This window comes from Sorangium sp. So ce406, from assembly GCF_051474675.1.
Classification (GTDB): Bacteria; Myxococcota_A; Polyangia; order Polyangiales; family Polyangiaceae; genus Sorangium; species Sorangium cellulosum_G.
Genome location: NZ_CP150340.1, coordinates 5,066,240 through 5,082,214 on the forward strand (window position 1 = coordinate 5,066,240; position 15,975 = coordinate 5,082,214).

Sequence of the window (15,975 nt, forward strand, 5' to 3'; positions counted from 1 at the left end):
CTACTTCCACTTGATGGCGGTGATCTCGGTGCTGATGCCGGGGGACGAGCGGATGACGACGGAGCTCATCAGCCGGTGCACGGCGCCGAGGCCGACGCCGAGCCCCTGACCGGGCATCCTCGGCGTGAGCCGCGCGGAGCTCGACGAGGACGGGCTGCGATCGCTCTTCGGGCCGACGTCCTCCAGCAGCGCGATCCGCGGGTCCAGGCCGGGGCCGGAGTCGCGCACGATCACCTCGACGCCCCAGCGGCCGCCGCCCGCCGCCGCCTCGTCGCGGATCGCGCGGATGCTGATGCTGCCGCCGCCGCCGTGGCGCACCGCGTTCGACACGAGCTCGGCGATCGCGATCGCGAGCTCGTGCTGCGCGCGCTCCGACAGCCCGGCCCAGCGCGCGATCTGCGCGCCCTCCGCCGCGCAGGCGAAGCGATCCTCCTCGCGCGTGACCGGGATGCTGAAGACGGGCGGGGTGCGCTGCGTCACGCCGAGGCCCTGTTGTCGCGGAGCACGGCGACGACGCACGTCGCGTCGTCGAACGACTTCTTGTGGACGTCGACGATCCGGCGCGCCATCACCTCCGGGTCGAAGTCGCGGAACGCCGCGAGATCGAAGCCGCTGGCGACGCCGTCCGAGTGCAGCAGGACGACATCGCCGGGCGAGATGGGGAAGCGGAAGCTCCGGAGCCGCCGCACGCGCCGGCCGAGGATCCCGGCGGAGCAGAAGATCGGCATGGCGGTCCGCGTGATCGCCTTCATCGCGATGTTGCCGACGCCCGAGAACTCGAGCTCGCCCGCGCTCTCGTCGATGCGCAGGAGCGCCGCGGCGGCCCCGCGCGTCGACGCGATGTGCTCTCCGGCCCCGGTCAGGAGATCCTCGAGCGGCATCGACGCGTGGTCCTCCACGTAGCGACAGAAGGCGGACGCCGCCTGCGCGGCGAGGGGCCCGTGCCCGAGCCCGTCCGCGAGGCCGATCAGCACCCAGGGAGGCTGCCGGACCACCACCGCCTCGTCGCCGGCGACCTCCTCGCCGGCGGCGACGCAGCACGCGGTCCCGATGGCGACCGTCATCCGAGGTACTTCCTGACCGTCACGGTCGTGCCCGCGCCGGGCGCCGTCTTGACGTCGAACGCATCCATGAGCGCCTTCGTTCCGCGGAGGCCCGCGCCCATGCCGTGGCGCGAGCGGTACTTGCCGCTCAGGATCTCCTGCAGGTTCGAGATCCCCGGCCCGTGGTCCTGCGCGATGATCTCGATCGCGCGCATCGGCGAGGTGAGCGAGCGGACGATGATCTGCCCGTTGCCCGCGTACCTGACGATGTTACGCCCGAGCTCGGAGATCGCCGTGACGATCTTCGTCTGCAGGACGTCGCTGACGAGGTGCTCGATGCAGAGCTCGCGGCCCGCGGACCGCGCGCGCAGCACGTCCTCCTCGTTGCGCACGTCGATCGTGATCTCGCGCGGCGCAGGGGCGGCGTGATCGAGCTCGCCGAGCTCGGTGATGCACCGATCGAGCTGCGCCTGGTCGCGGACGAACAGCTTCACCCCGCGCTTGACCTCGACGAGCAAGCGCCGGAGATCGCCCTCGCGCGCGTAGAGCGGATCGACCTTCGCCTGCCGGATGCCGCAATCGATGACGCTCTTCCTCACCGCGGGCGAGAGGAACTGCGCCAGCACCGTCTCGATCTGATCGGTGATCGAGCGGCCGACGATCTGCGGCGTCGGGGGCGCAGGGCCGCGCGCCGACTGCGGCGAGCCAGGCATGCGCGTCGAGACCGGTCCGCCGGACCGGCTCGAAGGCGGCCCCGTGGCGCCGCCGCTGGAGGGCGGTCCGTCACGAGGAGGGATCTTCATGCGACACCTCGTTCGTGAGCTCCGGCGGCATCAGGTCGTCCTCCGCGGACGGCGCGAGCATCTCGACGGCGCGCTCCAGGTTCAGCGCCGTCACGACGCCAGGGATCTCGAGATCCATCTCCACGAGGGCGATCGCGACCGCGGGGCGCAAGCCGCACACCGCCGTCCGGACGCCCATCAGCCGGGCCGTGAGCGCGATGTCACGGATGGCGCGGGTGAGATAGCTGTCGAGAATCTCGACACCGGAGAGGTCGACGATGAGGCCGCGGGGCGATCGCGCTTCGATCGACCCGGTCACGTCGTCGCGCAGCTGCTCGACCTGTCCGTCGGTGAGCCCGCCCTGCACCGAGACGATTAAATTCCCGAAGAGGCCCACGATGGGGACCCTACCCGCTTGCATCAAGTGGACGTCTCCTTCCTCGCGCTGAGCTGGAGCTGTGTCGTGTTCATGGGACCGCTGCCGGACGGGTCGAACGCGGCCTCTGGGCCGCCATGGGTGAACGCTTGTGCTGCCTGCTTCTCGTCGCCCCTGGCCGCGCCGCGGCGGCCCATGAGGGACGACAGCGTCGGCTTCTGGCCGGCGAACGCCAGGCTCTCGCGCAGCGCGTGCTTGAGGTTGCGCGCGGCGCGCACGGTGCCGAGGTTGATGCCGAGCTCCACCATCGTCTGCGCGACCGCGGGCCGGACCCCGGTGATGCGGCACCGCGCGCCGAGCAGCTCGACGGCCTTCATCAGCTTCATGAAATGGTCCGCCGTGCGCGTGTCGATCACCTCGACGCCCGTCACGTCGATGATGACGTAGCGCGACTGGCGGCGGACGATCTCGTCGAGCAGCCGCTCCATGATCTGCGCGCTCCTGCGCGAATCGACGACGCCGATGATCGGCAGCGCGAGGACGTCGTCCCAGAGCTCGAGGATCGGCGTCGAGATCTCGTCGATGGCATAGCGGAGCCGCTCGACGAGCTCGCTCTTCGCGCTCTCGCTCTCGACGAGGTCGCGGTTCTTCGCCTCGAGATCCTCGATGAGGCGCTTCTTCTCGGTCGCGTCGCGGAAGACCGCGACGGCGCCGGAGATCGACCCGTCCTTGCCCCGCATCGGGCTGGCGCTGACCGTCAGGAACAACCCCGACGCCGGCCCGGCCTCGACACGGGGCTCGACGAACGTGGGCGGCACGCGGACCGATCGCGGCTCGACGTCGTCGCCCTGCGCCCCCGAGGCGGGCGCGAGGGTCGGCAGGGCGCTGCCCGCCATGGCCTGAGGCCGGCGGGCGAGCCGCGCGTCCTGCTCGGTGGGCTTCCTCGCGAAGAGCTCCACCTGGTCGACCGTCTCGCCGCGCAGCGCGCGCGCGAGGGGGTGCTCGGACACGGGCCAGGGCGTCGCCTGATCCGGGAAGAACAGCGTCGCGTCGCCGGAGCCCTGGCCGTCGCCCGACGAGACGTCGAGCGGCGCGCGGCCGAGCATGTGCTCCGCCGCCGGGTTGCGCATCAGGAGCTCGCCCTTGTCGTCCACGACGGCGACGCCGTCGGCCATGCTGTCGAGCACGAGCTTGAAGATGCCGGCCTGCCGCCGCAGCTCGTCTTCCGAGCGGGCCAGCTGCTCGCTGCGCTCGCGCGCCTCGCGCTCCGCCCGCTCGAGCTGCGCGGCCTGCTCCTTCGCCGCGCGCTCGTGCGCCTCGATCTGCTGCTCGAGCGTCGCGATGCGCTCCGTGAGCCTCGCAACCTCTTGCTGCAGAGCTTCTTCGCTCATCGCGAACTCTCCGTCCTCAGCCCGCGCTCGCCCCGCGGAGCGCCAGGCAGCGCATCTCTCCGGTGCGCAGCGCGGCGAATCTTCTTGTCCAACCGCCCGAGATCTGCGCGCCGGGAGGACGAGCCGCGCGAGCCGGACGAAGCGGCCGCAGAGCGCGCGTCGCGCTGCGCCGTCCTGTCCGTCCTTTGCACGCTCGTTACGCCCATGTCTTCTCCTCGCAGGGTGCCCTGTCCCGCCGAACGGGGATCGTGTCCAGCACCAGTCGAGAAACACAGCTTATCGCCAACCGGGCAACCCACCGTCAAGCTTCGCGTCGGCCGTTCATGTCGCTTGTGGCGCCACCGTGCACACCGCCCAGCCGAGGTAGCCCGTGTCCGCACAACCTCGCCCGTGCCTCGCGTCACCGAGGAGGGCGCCAGCGCGTGCCGCGCTGCATTGCGGTCGAGCCCGGCCGGCCCGCTCCCTGCCGCTCCGTGATCATTGGAGATGAACGGCGAGAGCGCACGTGGGGCTCCTCGCGTGGCGCGCCCTGCGCGGGTGCGCGCAGGAGCTCGCTCGGCAAACGGCGCTGAACGATCGTCAGTCGCCGAGGCTCTGGCGCTCGCGGGCGCGCCGTCGCTTGGTCTTGCGCTTCGAGTCGGCCGGCCGCTGAGGGTCAGGCCCGCTCTCGCCGGTCGTGGGCGCGCCCGCGTCGAGCCAGCGCCACAGCGCCATCTGGTCGGCCGTCGCGCCGTGGCGGATGGCGCGCTTCAAGATCTTCTTGGCGAGCACCAGCTTGCCGCACCGGGCGAGCGCGTGGGCGTAGCTCGCGGCGATGTCGGCCTCGCCCGTCTGCGCCTCGGTGGCCTGCGCCAGGAGCGGCAGGGCGTCCTGCGGGCGGTTCAGCGCGACGTCGTAGAGGTGACCCAGGTTATGGGCGTACCACGGGTTGTCGGGCGCGATGGCCAGCGCGCGCTCGTAGGCGCGCGCGGCGTAGCGGTAGTTGCCGAGCAGCGACTGCGCCAGGCCGAGCACCGCCCACGCGCCGTCGTCCTCCTCGTGGAACTGCAGCACGCGGCGCGCGAAGAGCGCGGCGCGCCACGGGTCGTGCTCGACGCCCATCTCCGCGAGGTGGCGGTGCGCATAGAGCCACGGCTCGCTCCCGGGCGCCGTCGCGCGGGCCAGGCGCGCGAGCAGCGGGAGGACCCTCTCCGCGTCGAGCTTGTCAGCAAGCGCTCGATCGATGTCCCGTCGAAGCCGGTCGATATCCTCCGCTCCACTGCGCGCCATCCCTTCCGTGATACGACCAGTGGGCGGGCTTGGCTAGCGCGTTGCGCGCCGGGAGGCGCCGCCTCGACGGCGTCGCACGCGAGCGCCCACCGACGTACGCCGGCGGGCGGTGTCTGGCGCATGCGCGGACAGCGTGGAACGTCGGCGCGGAGCCTGCGATGTCGATACCTTGCAGCAGGCCGGCGATGCCTGGCGGCAGGCCGGCGCCTCCTGAAGGAAGGCCGGCGCTGCCTGGTGGCAGACCGGCGCCTCCTGAAGGCGAGCCGGCGCGCGCGCGGTCAGGCGTCCTCCGCCACCTCTTCGGCGCTTGACGTGCGCTCCCGAGCCTGCTCCGCGCGCGCCTCCTTGCCAGCGATCGTCGCGCCGTTCAGCGCCCCCACGACGCGCGCGAGCTCGGCCTTCGGTACGCTGACGAACGCGTTGCGCTCGCGCACCCGGATGCGCCGGATGTCGCCCTTCGCCATCCCCGCGCGCTCGACGAGCACGCGCTGGAAATCCGCCGCGCGCGCGCCGTCGCGGCGCCCGAGGTTGATGAAGACCTCGACGAACTCGCCCTCGGGCTCGTCGCGCACGGCGGCGGCGCGGGGCGAGTCGCCGGGATCGACGCTCTCGATCTCGACCGCGGGCTCGACGGGGAGCAAGGGCGCAGGCCCGCTCGCGCGCTCGCGATCGCCGCCGCGCGACGCGGGCGAGCCAGGCGGCGGGGACGGCGGCTCGCCGAGGATCGGCTCGTCGTCGCCCTCCTCCTCGGGCGGCTGCCACATGGTGAAGTCGGCGTGGCGCGAGAACGGCTGCCCCGGCGCGCCGCCGTGAGCCCTGCCCGGCGCGCCGGCGACGCCCGCCACGGCGGGGCCGCGGCGCGCCGACAGCAGCGTCGCGGCGCCCGGCCGCTCGCGCAGACGCTCGGCCGGGCCGCGACCCGGCCCGCCCTCGGCCCGCGGCGGCTCGATCCGCATCAGCGGCTCCGGCCGCGTGAGCGGCTCGACCGAGACGGGCCCCTCGTCGCGCGCCCTCGTCACCTCGGGCCGGCGCGGCTCGCGCGGCTCGTCGCCCGCGGGCGCGTCCGCGCCGCGAGGCCCTCGCCGCCCCTCGTCGCGACGCAGGCGCAGCGATCGACGATCGCGCTCCCGCCCGCGGTCGCGATCAGCGTCTCGCGCGTCTCGTTCGGCATCGCGCGCGCCTCCCGCGGCGCGCGCGATCTCGCGCTCGCTGCTGCGCTCCGTCTCGGGCGAACGCGGGTCGACGGAGTCGGCCGCGCGCGGGATCGCGTCCCGCGCCGGGCGGCCCTCGCCCCGCTCGCTCCCGCCGCGCGCCGCGGGCTCGGGCCGGGTCGACGGGACCGCGGCCTCGCGCGCCGCCGCCCGCGGCTGCTGGGCGCGCCGCGCGGCGCTCGCCTCCTCCTGCGCCGTCGGCCGCGCGCCGAGGTGGTCGCGCAGGAGGCCCGCCACGATCGCCTCGGCCTGGTCGTGCGTGAGCAGCCGGCGCGCGAGCGAGAGGTCGTCGGGGTGCGTGCCCTTCGGCAGGAACGCCTCGGCGAGCATCGACACGAGATCGGCCTCGGCGCGCGTCTTGAGCTCGCCCTCGGTGGGGAGCTGCTTCTCGAGCGGCCGGATCTTGTACGTCAGCCGGAGGATGTAGAGCGGCCCGACGTCCTGCGGCGTGATCAGCGCGATCGCGGTGCCGGTGCGCCCCGCGCGGCCGGTGCGGCCGGTGCGGTGCACGTACGCCTCGGCGTCCTGCGGGAAGTCGTAGTTGATGACGTGCGTGAGGTGCGAGATGTCGATCCCGCGCGCGGCCACGTCGGTGGCGACGAGGAAGCGCAGGCGCCCCTCGCGCGTGGCGCTCATCACCTTCTCGCGATCGGACTGCGGCAGATCGCCGTTCAGCCAGTCGGCGTCGTAGCCCTGGCGCTTCAGCGCCGCGGCGACCGCCTCGGTCTCGTCCTTCGTGTTGCAGAAGACGACCGCGTTCTCGGGGTTCTCGACCTCGAGGATGCGGATGAGCGCGGCGTGCTTGTCGCCCGTGACGAGGTAGACGAAGTGCTGGATCTGGAGGGCGCCGACCGCGTCGCCCGAGAGGGTGACGAACTCGGGCGTGCGCAGCTTGCTGCGGGCGATGCGCTCGATGTCGGGCGGGAGCGTCGCCGAGAACAGGAGCGTCTGTCGCTCCGGCGGCAGCTCGGCCAGGATCGCGGTGAGCTCGCGCTCGAAGCCCATCGAGAGCATCTCGTCGCACTCGTCGAGCACGAGCAGCCGGATGTGCTTGGCGACGATCGTCCCGCGGCGCAGGTGGTCGAGCACGCGGCCCGGCGTGCCGACGATCACCTGCGCGCCCGCGGCGAGCGCGTCGATCTGGCGCTGCATCGGCGCGCCGCCGTAGACGGCGACTACCTTGATGCCCTTGCGCTTGCCGAGGCGCTCGATCTCCGCGGAGACCTGGAGCGCGAGCTCGCGCGTCGGGCACAGCGCGAGCACCTGCGCCTGCGCGAGCGAGCGCTTGACGGCGTGGTCGACGATCGGGAGCCCGAAGGCCGCCGTCTTGCCGGTGCCGGTGCGCGCCTGCACCACAGCGTCGCGCCCGCGCGTGACCGGCTCCCACACGGCGAGCTGCACCGGCGTCGGGTGGACGTAGCCAATCTCCGCGAGCGTCTCGCGCAGCTCGGACGACAGGGGCAGCACATCGAAGGTGGGCGGCGGCTGGGGCTTTTCGCCGGTCTGCGCTTCGCCCGCCACTGCGGCAGGGGGAGAAGGAACGGTCATATCGGTCATATCGTCCTGCGTGATCGCCGCGTCGGGGAATTATCTCGGGGATACGGGCCCAAGCTGGCCATCGACAATCGCCCGGACCCGGCGCCGCAGCGGAGCCAGATCGCCTGCCTCGCGCCGCGCTGCGTGCTCCTCCGCATAGCGGAGCCGCTCGATGGCGTCGAGAGCGCGCTCGTCCTCTGCAGAGCCCCGGCACGATACGGCGACTCCGTCCCGGTAGGTCCACTCCGGGGCGAGCTTGCTCCGGAACCGGGCGAGGGCGGCGTCCTCCCCGTCGGTCCCGGGCGCGGCGTCCCTGGCGCGGTCGACGGCGCGGACGAGCGCCAGCAGGCCCTCCTGGCAGCTCCCGTAGGGCGACGGGATGACCGGCAGGAAGAAGACCTGCCGGATGATCTGGAGGGTGCACGCCACGATGATGAGCGCGGCGACGCTGTAATAAGCGACCTGGGCAATGCGGCGGCCGAGGGCGCGAGGCCCGCGGCGCCGTCCGCGGGGCGCTCGCGCCTGGGTCCCTGGCGAGGCCGAGGCAGGGGCGATGGGCGCGGGGGCTTGGGCGGGCATGAGAGCGGCGATTCCTTGGGCGGCGGGTGGTGCGCGGCGGGCGAGCCCCTCCTCTTATCTCTCGCGAGCCGGGGAGCTACGGGGCCGGGGGCAGCCGCCGCGGGTCGGGGTTCCGCTTCCGCGGTCCCTTCCGTGCGGGCCAGTGCTATCACCTCGCCGCGGGCGCGACGAGATGCTGTTGGACCGGAGCAGCGCGAGGTGACCGAGACGACCACGGCCCTCCGCGCCCCCCGCCGCGCCGCCGCGGCGCTCTCCGCGCTGGCCCTCGCCGGGCTGTCGCCGGCCGCGTCGGCCCAGCCGCTCCAGGACAACGCGTACGCCCTCGACCTCTTCCAGGGGCCGATCCTCGCGCCGCTGCGTGTGACCGGGATCGCAGGCGCGTACGCCGGCTACGCCGAGGGGATCGCCGGGATGGTGGCCAACGCCGCGGCGCCCGCGGTCCGCGAGCCCTTCAGCTTTCGCTGGCTGGAGTGGGACGTCGCCGCGTCGATCTCGATCCCCATCGAGCTCTTCGAGAACAACGACTTCGACAACAGCGGCGCCATCGACCTCGACTACTCGAACTTCGTGTACCTGACGCTCGGCGGCCAGCTCCAGGCGGGTGATTTCGGCATCGGGGTCAACGCCGAGCTGCAGCAGTACTCGCTCACGGACGCCGCCGGCGGCAGGACCACGGTCGTGACCGGCAAGTACCACTTCCTCGGCGGAGTCCGCCTGCTCGGCGACGCGCTCGTGGTGGGCGCCGGCGCGCGCGCGGTGACGCTCGGCCTCGGCGCCGAGCAGACCGACCTGACCATCGCGGGCATCTCGCCGGAGGTCGGCGTGCTCATCCGGCCCGACTGGGCGTCGTACCGGCTCGGGGCCACGTTCCGGCTGCCGGTGAACGGAGGGAGGCTGCTCGGCGAGGGCGTGGTCGTGGACCGCGGGGTCCGGCGCGCCGGCGGGCTGATCCTGCCGAACGAGGTCGTCCTCCCCTGGGAGATCGAGCTCGGGCTCGCCGTGCAGGTCGGCCCGCGACCGCTCAACCCGGCGTGGATCAACCCGCGCGCGCAGGAGCGGGAGCTCCACGAGATGATCGCGCGCCGGCGATCCGAGCGGGAAGCGCGGCGGGAGTTCGAGCTCCGCGCGATCGCCGATCCGGAGGAGCGCGCCGCGCGCGAGCGCGCCTTCTCGGCGGAGCGCGCGCGCGAGCGCGCCGCGGACGAGCGGGAGCTCGCCGCGGGGCCGGACATCCTCGAGCGGGAGCGCCGCGCGCGCTACTGGAACTGGCCGCGCGAGCACCTGCTCATCACGGCGGAGCTCCTCGTCACGGGCGCCGTGGCGAACGGGGTGAGCCTGGAGCACTTCCTGGCGCAGAACCAGCCGGGCAGCGATCGCGGCGACTCGACGTCGGGCGCGCACGTGAGCTTCTCGCCGCGGTTCGGGATCGAGACGGAGCCGATCCCCGGCCGCGTGCACACGCGGTTCGGCAGCTACTACGAGCCGAACCGCTTCGGGCGCCTGGGGAGCGGGCGCGTGGGGCGGCAGCACTTCACGTTCGGCGCGGACCTCCGCGTGCTGTCGACGACCTTCTGGGGGCTGCTCCCCGAGGTCGCGTACACGCTGCAGGCGTCGATGGACTTCGCGCCCCGCTACGACAGCGTGAGCGCCGGCATCGGCGTCTGGCACTGAGCGCCGCGCTCCCGCGGGGCGCGCGTGCGTCGCTCGCCCGTCGCCGCGCCGCCGCTCACGCCGAGAGCGGGCCGCGGCCGTGCTCGGCGAGGAGCGTGCGCAGGTGGCTCAGCCGGGCGGGGTCGCGCTTTCCGAACTCGTCGAGCGCCGCGGCGACCGCGACCGGGGCGCCGCCGCGGGGCTCCTTCCGGAGCGCCCTCGCCGCGAGCGCGAGCGCGCGCGGGCGCAGCACCTCCTCGATGCGGAGCCGCACGGGCGGCGGCCGCCGCGCGGCGTCCCGGTAGCCCCCCGGCCGCGCGGGCTCCGCGATCGGCGCGAGGCCGTCCGCCTTGGCCTGCAGCGCCGAGAGGATCTCGCGCTCGAGCGCGCTGCCCTCCTCGCGATCGCTGGCGCGCTCGATCGTGAAGACCGTGTGGGGCGCGCCGCGCCGCGCGACGCCGAGCCAGTCCTTGCGCCAGCGCACCGCCGTCGCCCGGCTGATGGTCGCCTCGCCGCGCGCGACGAGGCCCGTGAAGGCGCTGAGCATCAGCACCTCGAACGGCGAGAACGCGTCGCCGCCCCTCGCCCCCGCGATGCGCGAGAGGTTCGCGGCGACGACGGGGAGCCCCGCCTCGATCGCGTCCGCGGAGCAGAAGAGCGTCGAGCCCGCGCTCGTCGGCTCGAACTCCTCGAGGCACACGCCCTCGCCGGCGCCGTACCACCCGAACAGCGTGCTCACGGTGCCCCAGCGCGCGCCGTCGGCGGAGCAGTAGACCCACGTGGTGCCCCAGAGCTCGAACAGCGAGCGCACGATCCACCGCGAGAGCTTCACGCTGAGCGCCAGGATCGCGGCGAACAGCGCCGCGCCCGCGCGGGAGCTGTCCACGGACCCGGCGAGGCCCGTCAGGAGCAGCATGTAGAGCGCCGTGTACGCCAGCAGCAAGCAGCTCGTGATCGCGCTCAGGAACAGCTCGATCTTCGGCGACGCGCCGTGCTGCTCGGATCGGCGCCACACGGCGCGGTGAGGCGGCGCGCCGCAGCGCGCGCACGGGTCCGCGGCGCCGCATCGCCGCCGCTTTCCGCAGCCGAGACAGATGTCGTTCGGGGGCAACCGGCTTGGCATCGAGGGTCCAGAATAGTGGCGCATCCGCGTTCCGTCGCCACGAGTTGGCCCGCCGCGCGGTCGCCTCGCCCACGGTTTCGCACACGCGCGCAGGCCTGGACCGCGCCCCATCGGCTTCGGGCTTGTCGTCGCGCGCTGGACGGCGCATCGAGTCGCGCATGCCCCGTCCCCGGCTCTGCATGGTCGCTCTCCGCACCCTCGCCTTCCTCGCCCTGCATCAAGGGATAGCGCTCGCGCAGCCGGCGCCCCCGCCGGCGCAGCAGCCTCAGCGGCGACCCGGGCAGCAGCCCCCCGCGGCGGCGACGGCGGCAGCCCCGACGGCGGCGACGGCGCCCGCGGCCACGCCGGCGCTGCAGCGCATCGAGGTGAACGACCCGGCCCTCGCCCCCGTCCCGCCGCCGGCGCGCACGCTCACGAGCTGGAACGAGGCGCGCGCGATCATCGATCAGCGCTCGGTCGATCTCGTCATCGCCGTGCAGGAGGTCGCCCGCGCCGAGGGCATCGCGCGGCGGGCGCTCGCCGCGGCGCTGCCGAGCCTCGACGCGAGGGGCAGCCTCACCCACCGCCTGGCGGGCGACCAGACCACGGTGGGTTTACCGGCGGACCCGGATCCGACGGTCCCGAGCACCTCGCGCTCCGATCTCTTTCCGACCAACGCCTCGGCGTCGCTGACGCTCAGCCAGCCGATCCTCGCCCCGCGCGCGTGGTACGGCATCGGCACCGCCAACCTGTCGGTCGAGGTCGCCAAGCTGAGCCTGGAGGATCGCCGCCGCATCACGATCGGCGCGGTCGCGGACGCCGTCGTCTCGATCGTCACGGCCGAGCGGGTCAGCGAGGTCAACCGCGTCGGGCTGCGGAGCGCGCTCGAGCGGCTCGAGCTCACGCGGCGGCGCGAGCGCCTCGGCACCGGCACGAAGCTCGACGTCGTGCGCGCGGAGCAGGACGTCGCGCTCGCCCGCGCGACGCTCGTCACCGGCGACGAGTCGCTGCGCAGGGCGCGCGAGGCGCTCGGGGCGGTGCTGGGCGAGCGCGGCGAGGTGGGCGTCCCGCAGACCTTCTCGCTCAACGGGATCGCGGCGGAGATGCAGTCGCAGTGCGCAAAGGGGCGCTCGGATCAGCGCGCCGACGTCCGCGCGGCCCGGGCCGAGCTGGAGATCGCCGAGCGCAACCTCACCGACGCGAAGCTCGCGTTCGCCCCGTACGCCGAGCTGTCGAGTACGCTGCAGACCCAGACCGGGTTCGGGAACGATCAGGGGATCAGCACGCGGTCGTGGGAGTGGTCCATCAGCGCCGTGCTCACCATCCCGATCTGGGACGGCGGCGCGCGCTACGGCGATCTCCGGGTGAACCGGGCCCTGGTCGAGCAGCAGCGGGCGCGCATCGGCCTGGCGGAGCGCGCGGCCGAGCTCGATACGTCGCAGGCGGTGCGGGGCGTCGCGGTCGCCGAGCAGGCGCGGGCGGTCGCCGAGCAGGCGCGCGATCTCGCGCGCGAGACGGCGCGCCTCACGCAGGTCGCGTTCGAGGCGGGCACCGTGACGAGCTTCGATCTGGTCGAGTCCGGCCGCAGGCAGCGCGAGGCCGAGATCGACCTCGCGGTGCAGGAGTTCGAGGTGGTCAGGGCGAAGATCACCGCGCTGCTCGCGTCCGCCTCGTGCAAGTGATGCCTGCGGTGACGGACGCGGCGAGCGCGGCCGCGCGCGTCGCGATGCGCGGTAACCCGCGCAACGCGCGAGCAATGCACGAGCGAGCGATGAGCGCCGCGCCCCGCGCGCCTGGGGGTTGTGCCGAGCGACCGCGCGAGTAGGCTACGCGCCCCATGGAGCGGCTCGAGAGCTACGTCGAAGGGCAGTGGAGCGCCGGTCGGGGAGCGCCGCACACGCTCGTCAACCCGGCGACGGAGGAGCCGCTCGCCGAGACGAGCACGGACGGGCTCGACCTCGCGGCCGCCGTGGCGTTCGCGCGGGCCGAGGGCGGCCCCGCGCTCCGCGCGCTCACGTTCGCCGAGCGCGGCGAGCTGCTCCGCGCCATGTCGCGCGCCGCGCACGCGCGCCGCGACGCGCTCCTCGAGGTCGCCATCCAGAACGGCGGCAACACCCGCGGTGACGCCAAGTTCGACATCGACGGCGCGATCGGCACGCTCGCCTACTACGCCGACCTCGGCGCCCAGCTCGGCGACGCGCGGCTGCTCGCCGACGGCGAGGGCGTGCAGCTCGGGCGCTCGCCGCGCTTCTTCGGCCAGCACATCCTGGTGCCGCGCCCGGGCGTCGCGGTGCACATCAACGCCTTCAATTTCCCCGCGTGGGGGCTCGCGGAGAAGGCCGCCTGCGCGCTCCTCGCGGGCATGCCCGTCATCACGAAGCCCGCGACGAGCACGGCGCTCGTCGCGTTCCGGCTGATGAAGATCTTCACCGAGAGCGCCCCGCTGCCGCGCGGCGCGCTCTCGTTCGTCGCCGGCCCGCCGGGCGATCTCCTCGATCACCTCGGCGGCGACGACGTCCTCGCCTTCACCGGATCGAGTGCCACCGGCGCGGCGCTCCGGCTGCTGCCGGGCCTCGCGCGCGAGAGCGTCCGCGTGAACGTCGAGGCCGACAGCCTGAACGGCGCGGTCCTCGGCCTCGACGCCGCCCCGGGCTCCGAGACGTACGCGATGTTCCTGCGCGACGTCGTGCGCGACATGACCCAGAAGGCCGGCCAGAAGTGCACGGCGATCCGGCGCATCTTCGTGCCCGCGTCGGTCCTCGCCACGGTGCGCGACGACCTCCTCGACCGCCTCCGCGACGCGCGGGTCGGCGATCCGGCGCAGGACGGCGTCACGGTGGGTCCGCTCACCACAGCCGACCAGCTCCGCGGCGTGCGCGCGGGCATCGAGCGGCTCGCGGCGGACGCGACGGTGGCGCTCGGCGGCACCGGGCCCTTCGAGAAGATCGGGGTGCCCGACGGAAAGGGGTACTTCGTGCCGCCGACGCTGATCGTGGCCGGCGGCCCCGACGGCGCGCCCGCCGCGCACGAGCACGAGGTGTTCGGCCCGGTCGCGACGCTCTTCCCTTATGACGGCGGGGCGGCGCACGCGGTGGCGCTGCTGCGCCGCGGGCGCGGGAGCCTCGTCTGCGCGGTCTACAGCGACGACCGCGGCTTCGCGGCGGAGGTGCTGCTCGGCGTCGCGCCGTACCACGGCCGCGTCCTGCTCGGCAGCGAGCGGATCGCCGATCAGGCGCCGGGCCCCGGCACCGTCCTGCCGCAGACGATCCACGGCGGGCCGGGCCGCGCCGGCGGCGGCGAGGAGCTCGGCGGCCTGCGCGGGCTCCACTTCTACTCGCAGCGCACCGCGGTGCAGGGGTCACGGCCGATCCTGGAGGCGATCCTCGGGACGAAGGCGGAGCCCCGGCCCGCGCCGGCGAAGCCGTAGATCGCGATGGCCTTGGTAGCTCTCCAAGAGGACTCTATGGTGAAGTCTCGCTCATGAGCGCGGGCCCGCAACTCATCGGCCGGACGATCGCAGGCCGCTTCCACATCACGGGCTTCATCGGCGAGGGCGCGATGGCGGCTGTCTACCGCGGCGTGCAGGACGCGGAGCCGCGCGACGTCGCCATCAAGATCATGCACCCGCAGCTCCTCGGCGACGCGACGTTCGTGACGCGCTTCCACCGGGAGGCCAAGGCGGCGTCGCGCCTGCGCCACCCGAACACGGTGCAGATCGTCGACTCCGGGGTCGAAGGGCACCTGCCCTACATCGTGATGGAGCTCGTCTCGGGGCAGGATCTCTTCGAGCTCCTGCTCGCCGAGCGTCGCCTCTCCGAGGCGCGCGCCGCGCGGATCCTGATCGGCATCACCGACGCGCTCGCCGCCGCGCACGAGCGGAACATCGTGCACCGCGATCTCAAGCCCGAGAACGTGATGATCCTGCGGGATCCCGCGGATCCGTCGGTCGAGCGCGTGAAGGTGCTCGACTTCGGGATCGCGAAGATGGTCGAGGGGGGCACGCGGGCCGGCGACGACGGGCCGAACAGCGCGCCCATCAGCGTGTGGGGCTCGGTCACCACGGTGGGCGTGGTCGTCGGCACGCCGGCGTACATGTCCCCGGAGCAGTGCCGAGGCGACGCCATCGACGGGCGCAGCGACGTGTACGCGTGCGGGGTCCTGCTCTTCCTGCTCGTCACGGGCCGGCTCCCCTTCCCGCCCACGGACGTCGTGTGGCAGGTGGCGATGGATCACATCCGGAAGCGGCCGCCCGCGCCGAGCCTGTTCGTCCCGCAGATCCACCCCGGCCTCGAGTCGATCATCCTCACGGCGCTCGCGAAGCTGCCGGGCCAGCGGCAGCAGACCGCGCGCGATCTGCGCGACGAGCTCGAGCGGCTCCTGCCGCACCTGTCGGAGGCGCTGCTCCCCGCCGCGTCGGCGAGCGCGCCCGAGGACGCGCCGACCATCGAGTCGGCGATGCCGGTGTCGATCCGCAGCACGATGACCGCGGCGCCGCCGCTGCGCGAGATCGACGTGCCGCCGCCGGCGCAGCGCGGCGAGGTGCTCGCGAAGGCCATGTTCCGCGAGGGCGCGCTGTCGGAGGGGCCACCGTCGAGCGCGATCTCGTCGCGCGCCGCGGCGCTGCCCGGCGGCCACGGGCACGACGCGCTGTCCGGGCCGACGTCGGAGGAGTTCTCGCGCACGCTCCCGCAGGCGCGGATCAACGTCCCCTCGAGCGATCCGCCGTCGAGCGACATCGTCATCCGCGACCGCAAGGACTTCCCGCCGCTCTTCCCCGCCGCGGGCGCCCGCGCGCCGTCCCCCCGGCCGGCCGCGCCGCACGCCTCGGCGGCGCTGCCGCGCCCGCCCGCGCTGCCCACGGTCGAGGGCGCGCCGGCGCTCCTGGTCCGGCGCGACCGCCGGCCGCCCGCCCACGCGACGGACATGTGGCTCGTCCGGCTCGTGGTGCCGATCGCGATCCTGATCGGGCTGGCGCTCGGGGTGATCGCGTTCTTCCTGAGCCGCTGACGCCTCGCGGCCTCGCGCCGACCAAGGCG

General features: G+C 74.0%; 13 protein-coding genes. 4 read left to right on the forward strand and 9 right to left on the reverse strand.

Going from position 1 to position 15,975, the window contains the following annotated elements:
* The 8 genes from WME96_RS18525 to WME96_RS18560 form a co-directional block, all read right to left on the reverse strand.
* Nucleotides 1–480, reverse strand: a complete 480-nt coding sequence (locus tag WME96_RS18525) for an ATP-binding protein (protein ID WP_437291440.1) — start codon at nucleotides 478–480, stop codon at nucleotides 1–3.
* On the reverse strand, nucleotides 477–1,064 hold the full coding sequence (locus tag WME96_RS18530; RefSeq protein WP_437291441.1) for a SpoIIE family protein phosphatase: 588 nt from the start codon (nucleotides 1,062–1,064) through the stop codon (nucleotides 477–479). Before WME96_RS18530 ends, WME96_RS18525 begins: the two co-directional genes overlap by 4 nt.
* Nucleotides 1,061–1,846, reverse strand: coding sequence for an anti-sigma regulatory factor (locus WME96_RS18535; protein WP_233562579.1), 786 nt, complete (start codon nucleotides 1,844–1,846; stop codon nucleotides 1,061–1,063). The genes WME96_RS18530 and WME96_RS18535 overlap by 4 nt, the downstream gene beginning before the upstream one ends.
* Nucleotides 1,827–2,222: an STAS domain-containing protein gene (locus WME96_RS18540; protein WP_433936837.1), complete on the reverse strand. Its 396-nt coding sequence runs from the start codon at nucleotides 2,220–2,222 to the stop codon at nucleotides 1,827–1,829. The genes WME96_RS18535 and WME96_RS18540 overlap by 20 nt, the downstream gene beginning before the upstream one ends.
* A 23-nt stretch (nucleotides 2,223–2,245) precedes the next feature.
* Nucleotides 2,246–3,592, reverse strand: coding sequence for an STAS domain-containing protein (locus tag WME96_RS18545; RefSeq protein ID WP_437291442.1), 1,347 nt, complete (start codon nucleotides 3,590–3,592; stop codon nucleotides 2,246–2,248).
* A gap of 579 nt (nucleotides 3,593–4,171) precedes the next feature.
* A complete protein-coding gene (locus WME96_RS18550) occupies nucleotides 4,172–4,861 on the reverse strand; it encodes a tetratricopeptide repeat protein (RefSeq protein ID WP_061619779.1) in 690 nt (229 codons plus the stop codon).
* A 278-nt stretch (nucleotides 4,862–5,139) separates the two neighbouring features.
* Nucleotides 5,140–7,620 carry a DEAD/DEAH box helicase gene (locus WME96_RS18555; protein ID WP_437291443.1) on the reverse strand — a complete coding sequence of 827 codons (2,481 nt, stop codon included), beginning with the start codon at nucleotides 7,618–7,620 and terminating at the stop codon, nucleotides 5,140–5,142.
* A gap of 39 nt (nucleotides 7,621–7,659) precedes the next feature.
* Nucleotides 7,660–8,187 carry a hypothetical protein gene (locus WME96_RS18560; protein WP_437291444.1) on the reverse strand — a complete coding sequence of 176 codons (528 nt, stop codon included), beginning with the start codon at nucleotides 8,185–8,187 and terminating at the stop codon, nucleotides 7,660–7,662.
* 198 nt (nucleotides 8,188–8,385) lie between these two features.
* Between WME96_RS18560 and WME96_RS18565 the strand changes: the two genes are divergently transcribed.
* Nucleotides 8,386–9,858, forward strand: coding sequence for a hypothetical protein (locus WME96_RS18565; protein WP_437291445.1), 1,473 nt, complete (start codon nucleotides 8,386–8,388; stop codon nucleotides 9,856–9,858).
* Nucleotides 9,859–9,913: 55 nt separating this feature from the next.
* Here the strand turns inward: WME96_RS18565 and WME96_RS18570 are convergent, their stop codons facing one another.
* Nucleotides 9,914–10,852 carry a hypothetical protein gene (locus WME96_RS18570; RefSeq protein WP_437291446.1) on the reverse strand — a complete coding sequence of 313 codons (939 nt, stop codon included), beginning with the start codon at nucleotides 10,850–10,852 and terminating at the stop codon, nucleotides 9,914–9,916.
* 266 nt (nucleotides 10,853–11,118) lie between these two features.
* Here WME96_RS18570 and WME96_RS18575 point away from each other — a divergent pair, with 266 nt between their 5' ends.
* From WME96_RS18575 to WME96_RS18585, 3 genes are all read left to right on the forward strand, one after another.
* Complete coding sequence (locus WME96_RS18575; RefSeq protein ID WP_437291447.1) at nucleotides 11,119–12,621, forward strand: TolC family protein; 1,503 nt, start codon at nucleotides 11,119–11,121, stop codon at nucleotides 12,619–12,621.
* A 155-nt stretch (nucleotides 12,622–12,776) separates the two neighbouring features.
* A complete protein-coding gene (locus WME96_RS18580) occupies nucleotides 12,777–14,366 on the forward strand; it encodes a 3,4-dehydroadipyl-CoA semialdehyde dehydrogenase (RefSeq protein WP_437291448.1) in 1,590 nt (529 codons plus the stop codon).
* Nucleotides 14,367–14,419: 53 nt separating this feature from the next.
* Nucleotides 14,420–15,946: a protein kinase domain-containing protein gene (locus WME96_RS18585; RefSeq protein ID WP_437291449.1), complete on the forward strand. Its 1,527-nt coding sequence runs from the start codon at nucleotides 14,420–14,422 to the stop codon at nucleotides 15,944–15,946.
* Nucleotides 15,947–15,975: the final 29 nt, after the last annotated feature.

Bases quoted from the DNA above. Each gene is read 5' to 3' on its own strand.
- WME96_RS18530 (WP_437291441.1), bottom strand. From the start codon at position 1,064: ATGACGGTCGCCATCGGGACCGCGTGCTGCGTCGCCGCCGGCGAGGAG.
- WME96_RS18535 (WP_233562579.1), bottom strand. From the start codon at position 1,846: ATGAAGATCCCTCCTCGTGACGGACCGCCCTCCAGCGGCGGCGCCACG.
- WME96_RS18545 (WP_437291442.1), bottom strand. From the start codon at position 3,592: ATGAGCGAAGAAGCTCTGCAGCAAGAGGTTGCGAGGCTCACGGAGCGC.
- WME96_RS18550 (WP_061619779.1), bottom strand. From the start codon at position 4,861: ATGGCGCGCAGTGGAGCGGAGGATATCGACCGGCTTCGACGGGACATC.
- WME96_RS18555 (WP_437291443.1), bottom strand. From the start codon at position 7,620: ATGACCGTTCCTTCTCCCCCTGCCGCAGTGGCGGGCGAAGCGCAGACC.
- WME96_RS18560 (WP_437291444.1), bottom strand. From the start codon at position 8,187: ATGCCCGCCCAAGCCCCCGCGCCCATCGCCCCTGCCTCGGCCTCGCCA.
- WME96_RS18575 (WP_437291447.1), top strand. From the start codon at position 11,119: ATGCCCCGTCCCCGGCTCTGCATGGTCGCTCTCCGCACCCTCGCCTTC.
- WME96_RS18580 (WP_437291448.1), top strand. From the start codon at position 12,777: ATGGAGCGGCTCGAGAGCTACGTCGAAGGGCAGTGGAGCGCCGGTCGG.
- WME96_RS18585 (WP_437291449.1), top strand. From the start codon at position 14,420: ATGAGCGCGGGCCCGCAACTCATCGGCCGGACGATCGCAGGCCGCTTC.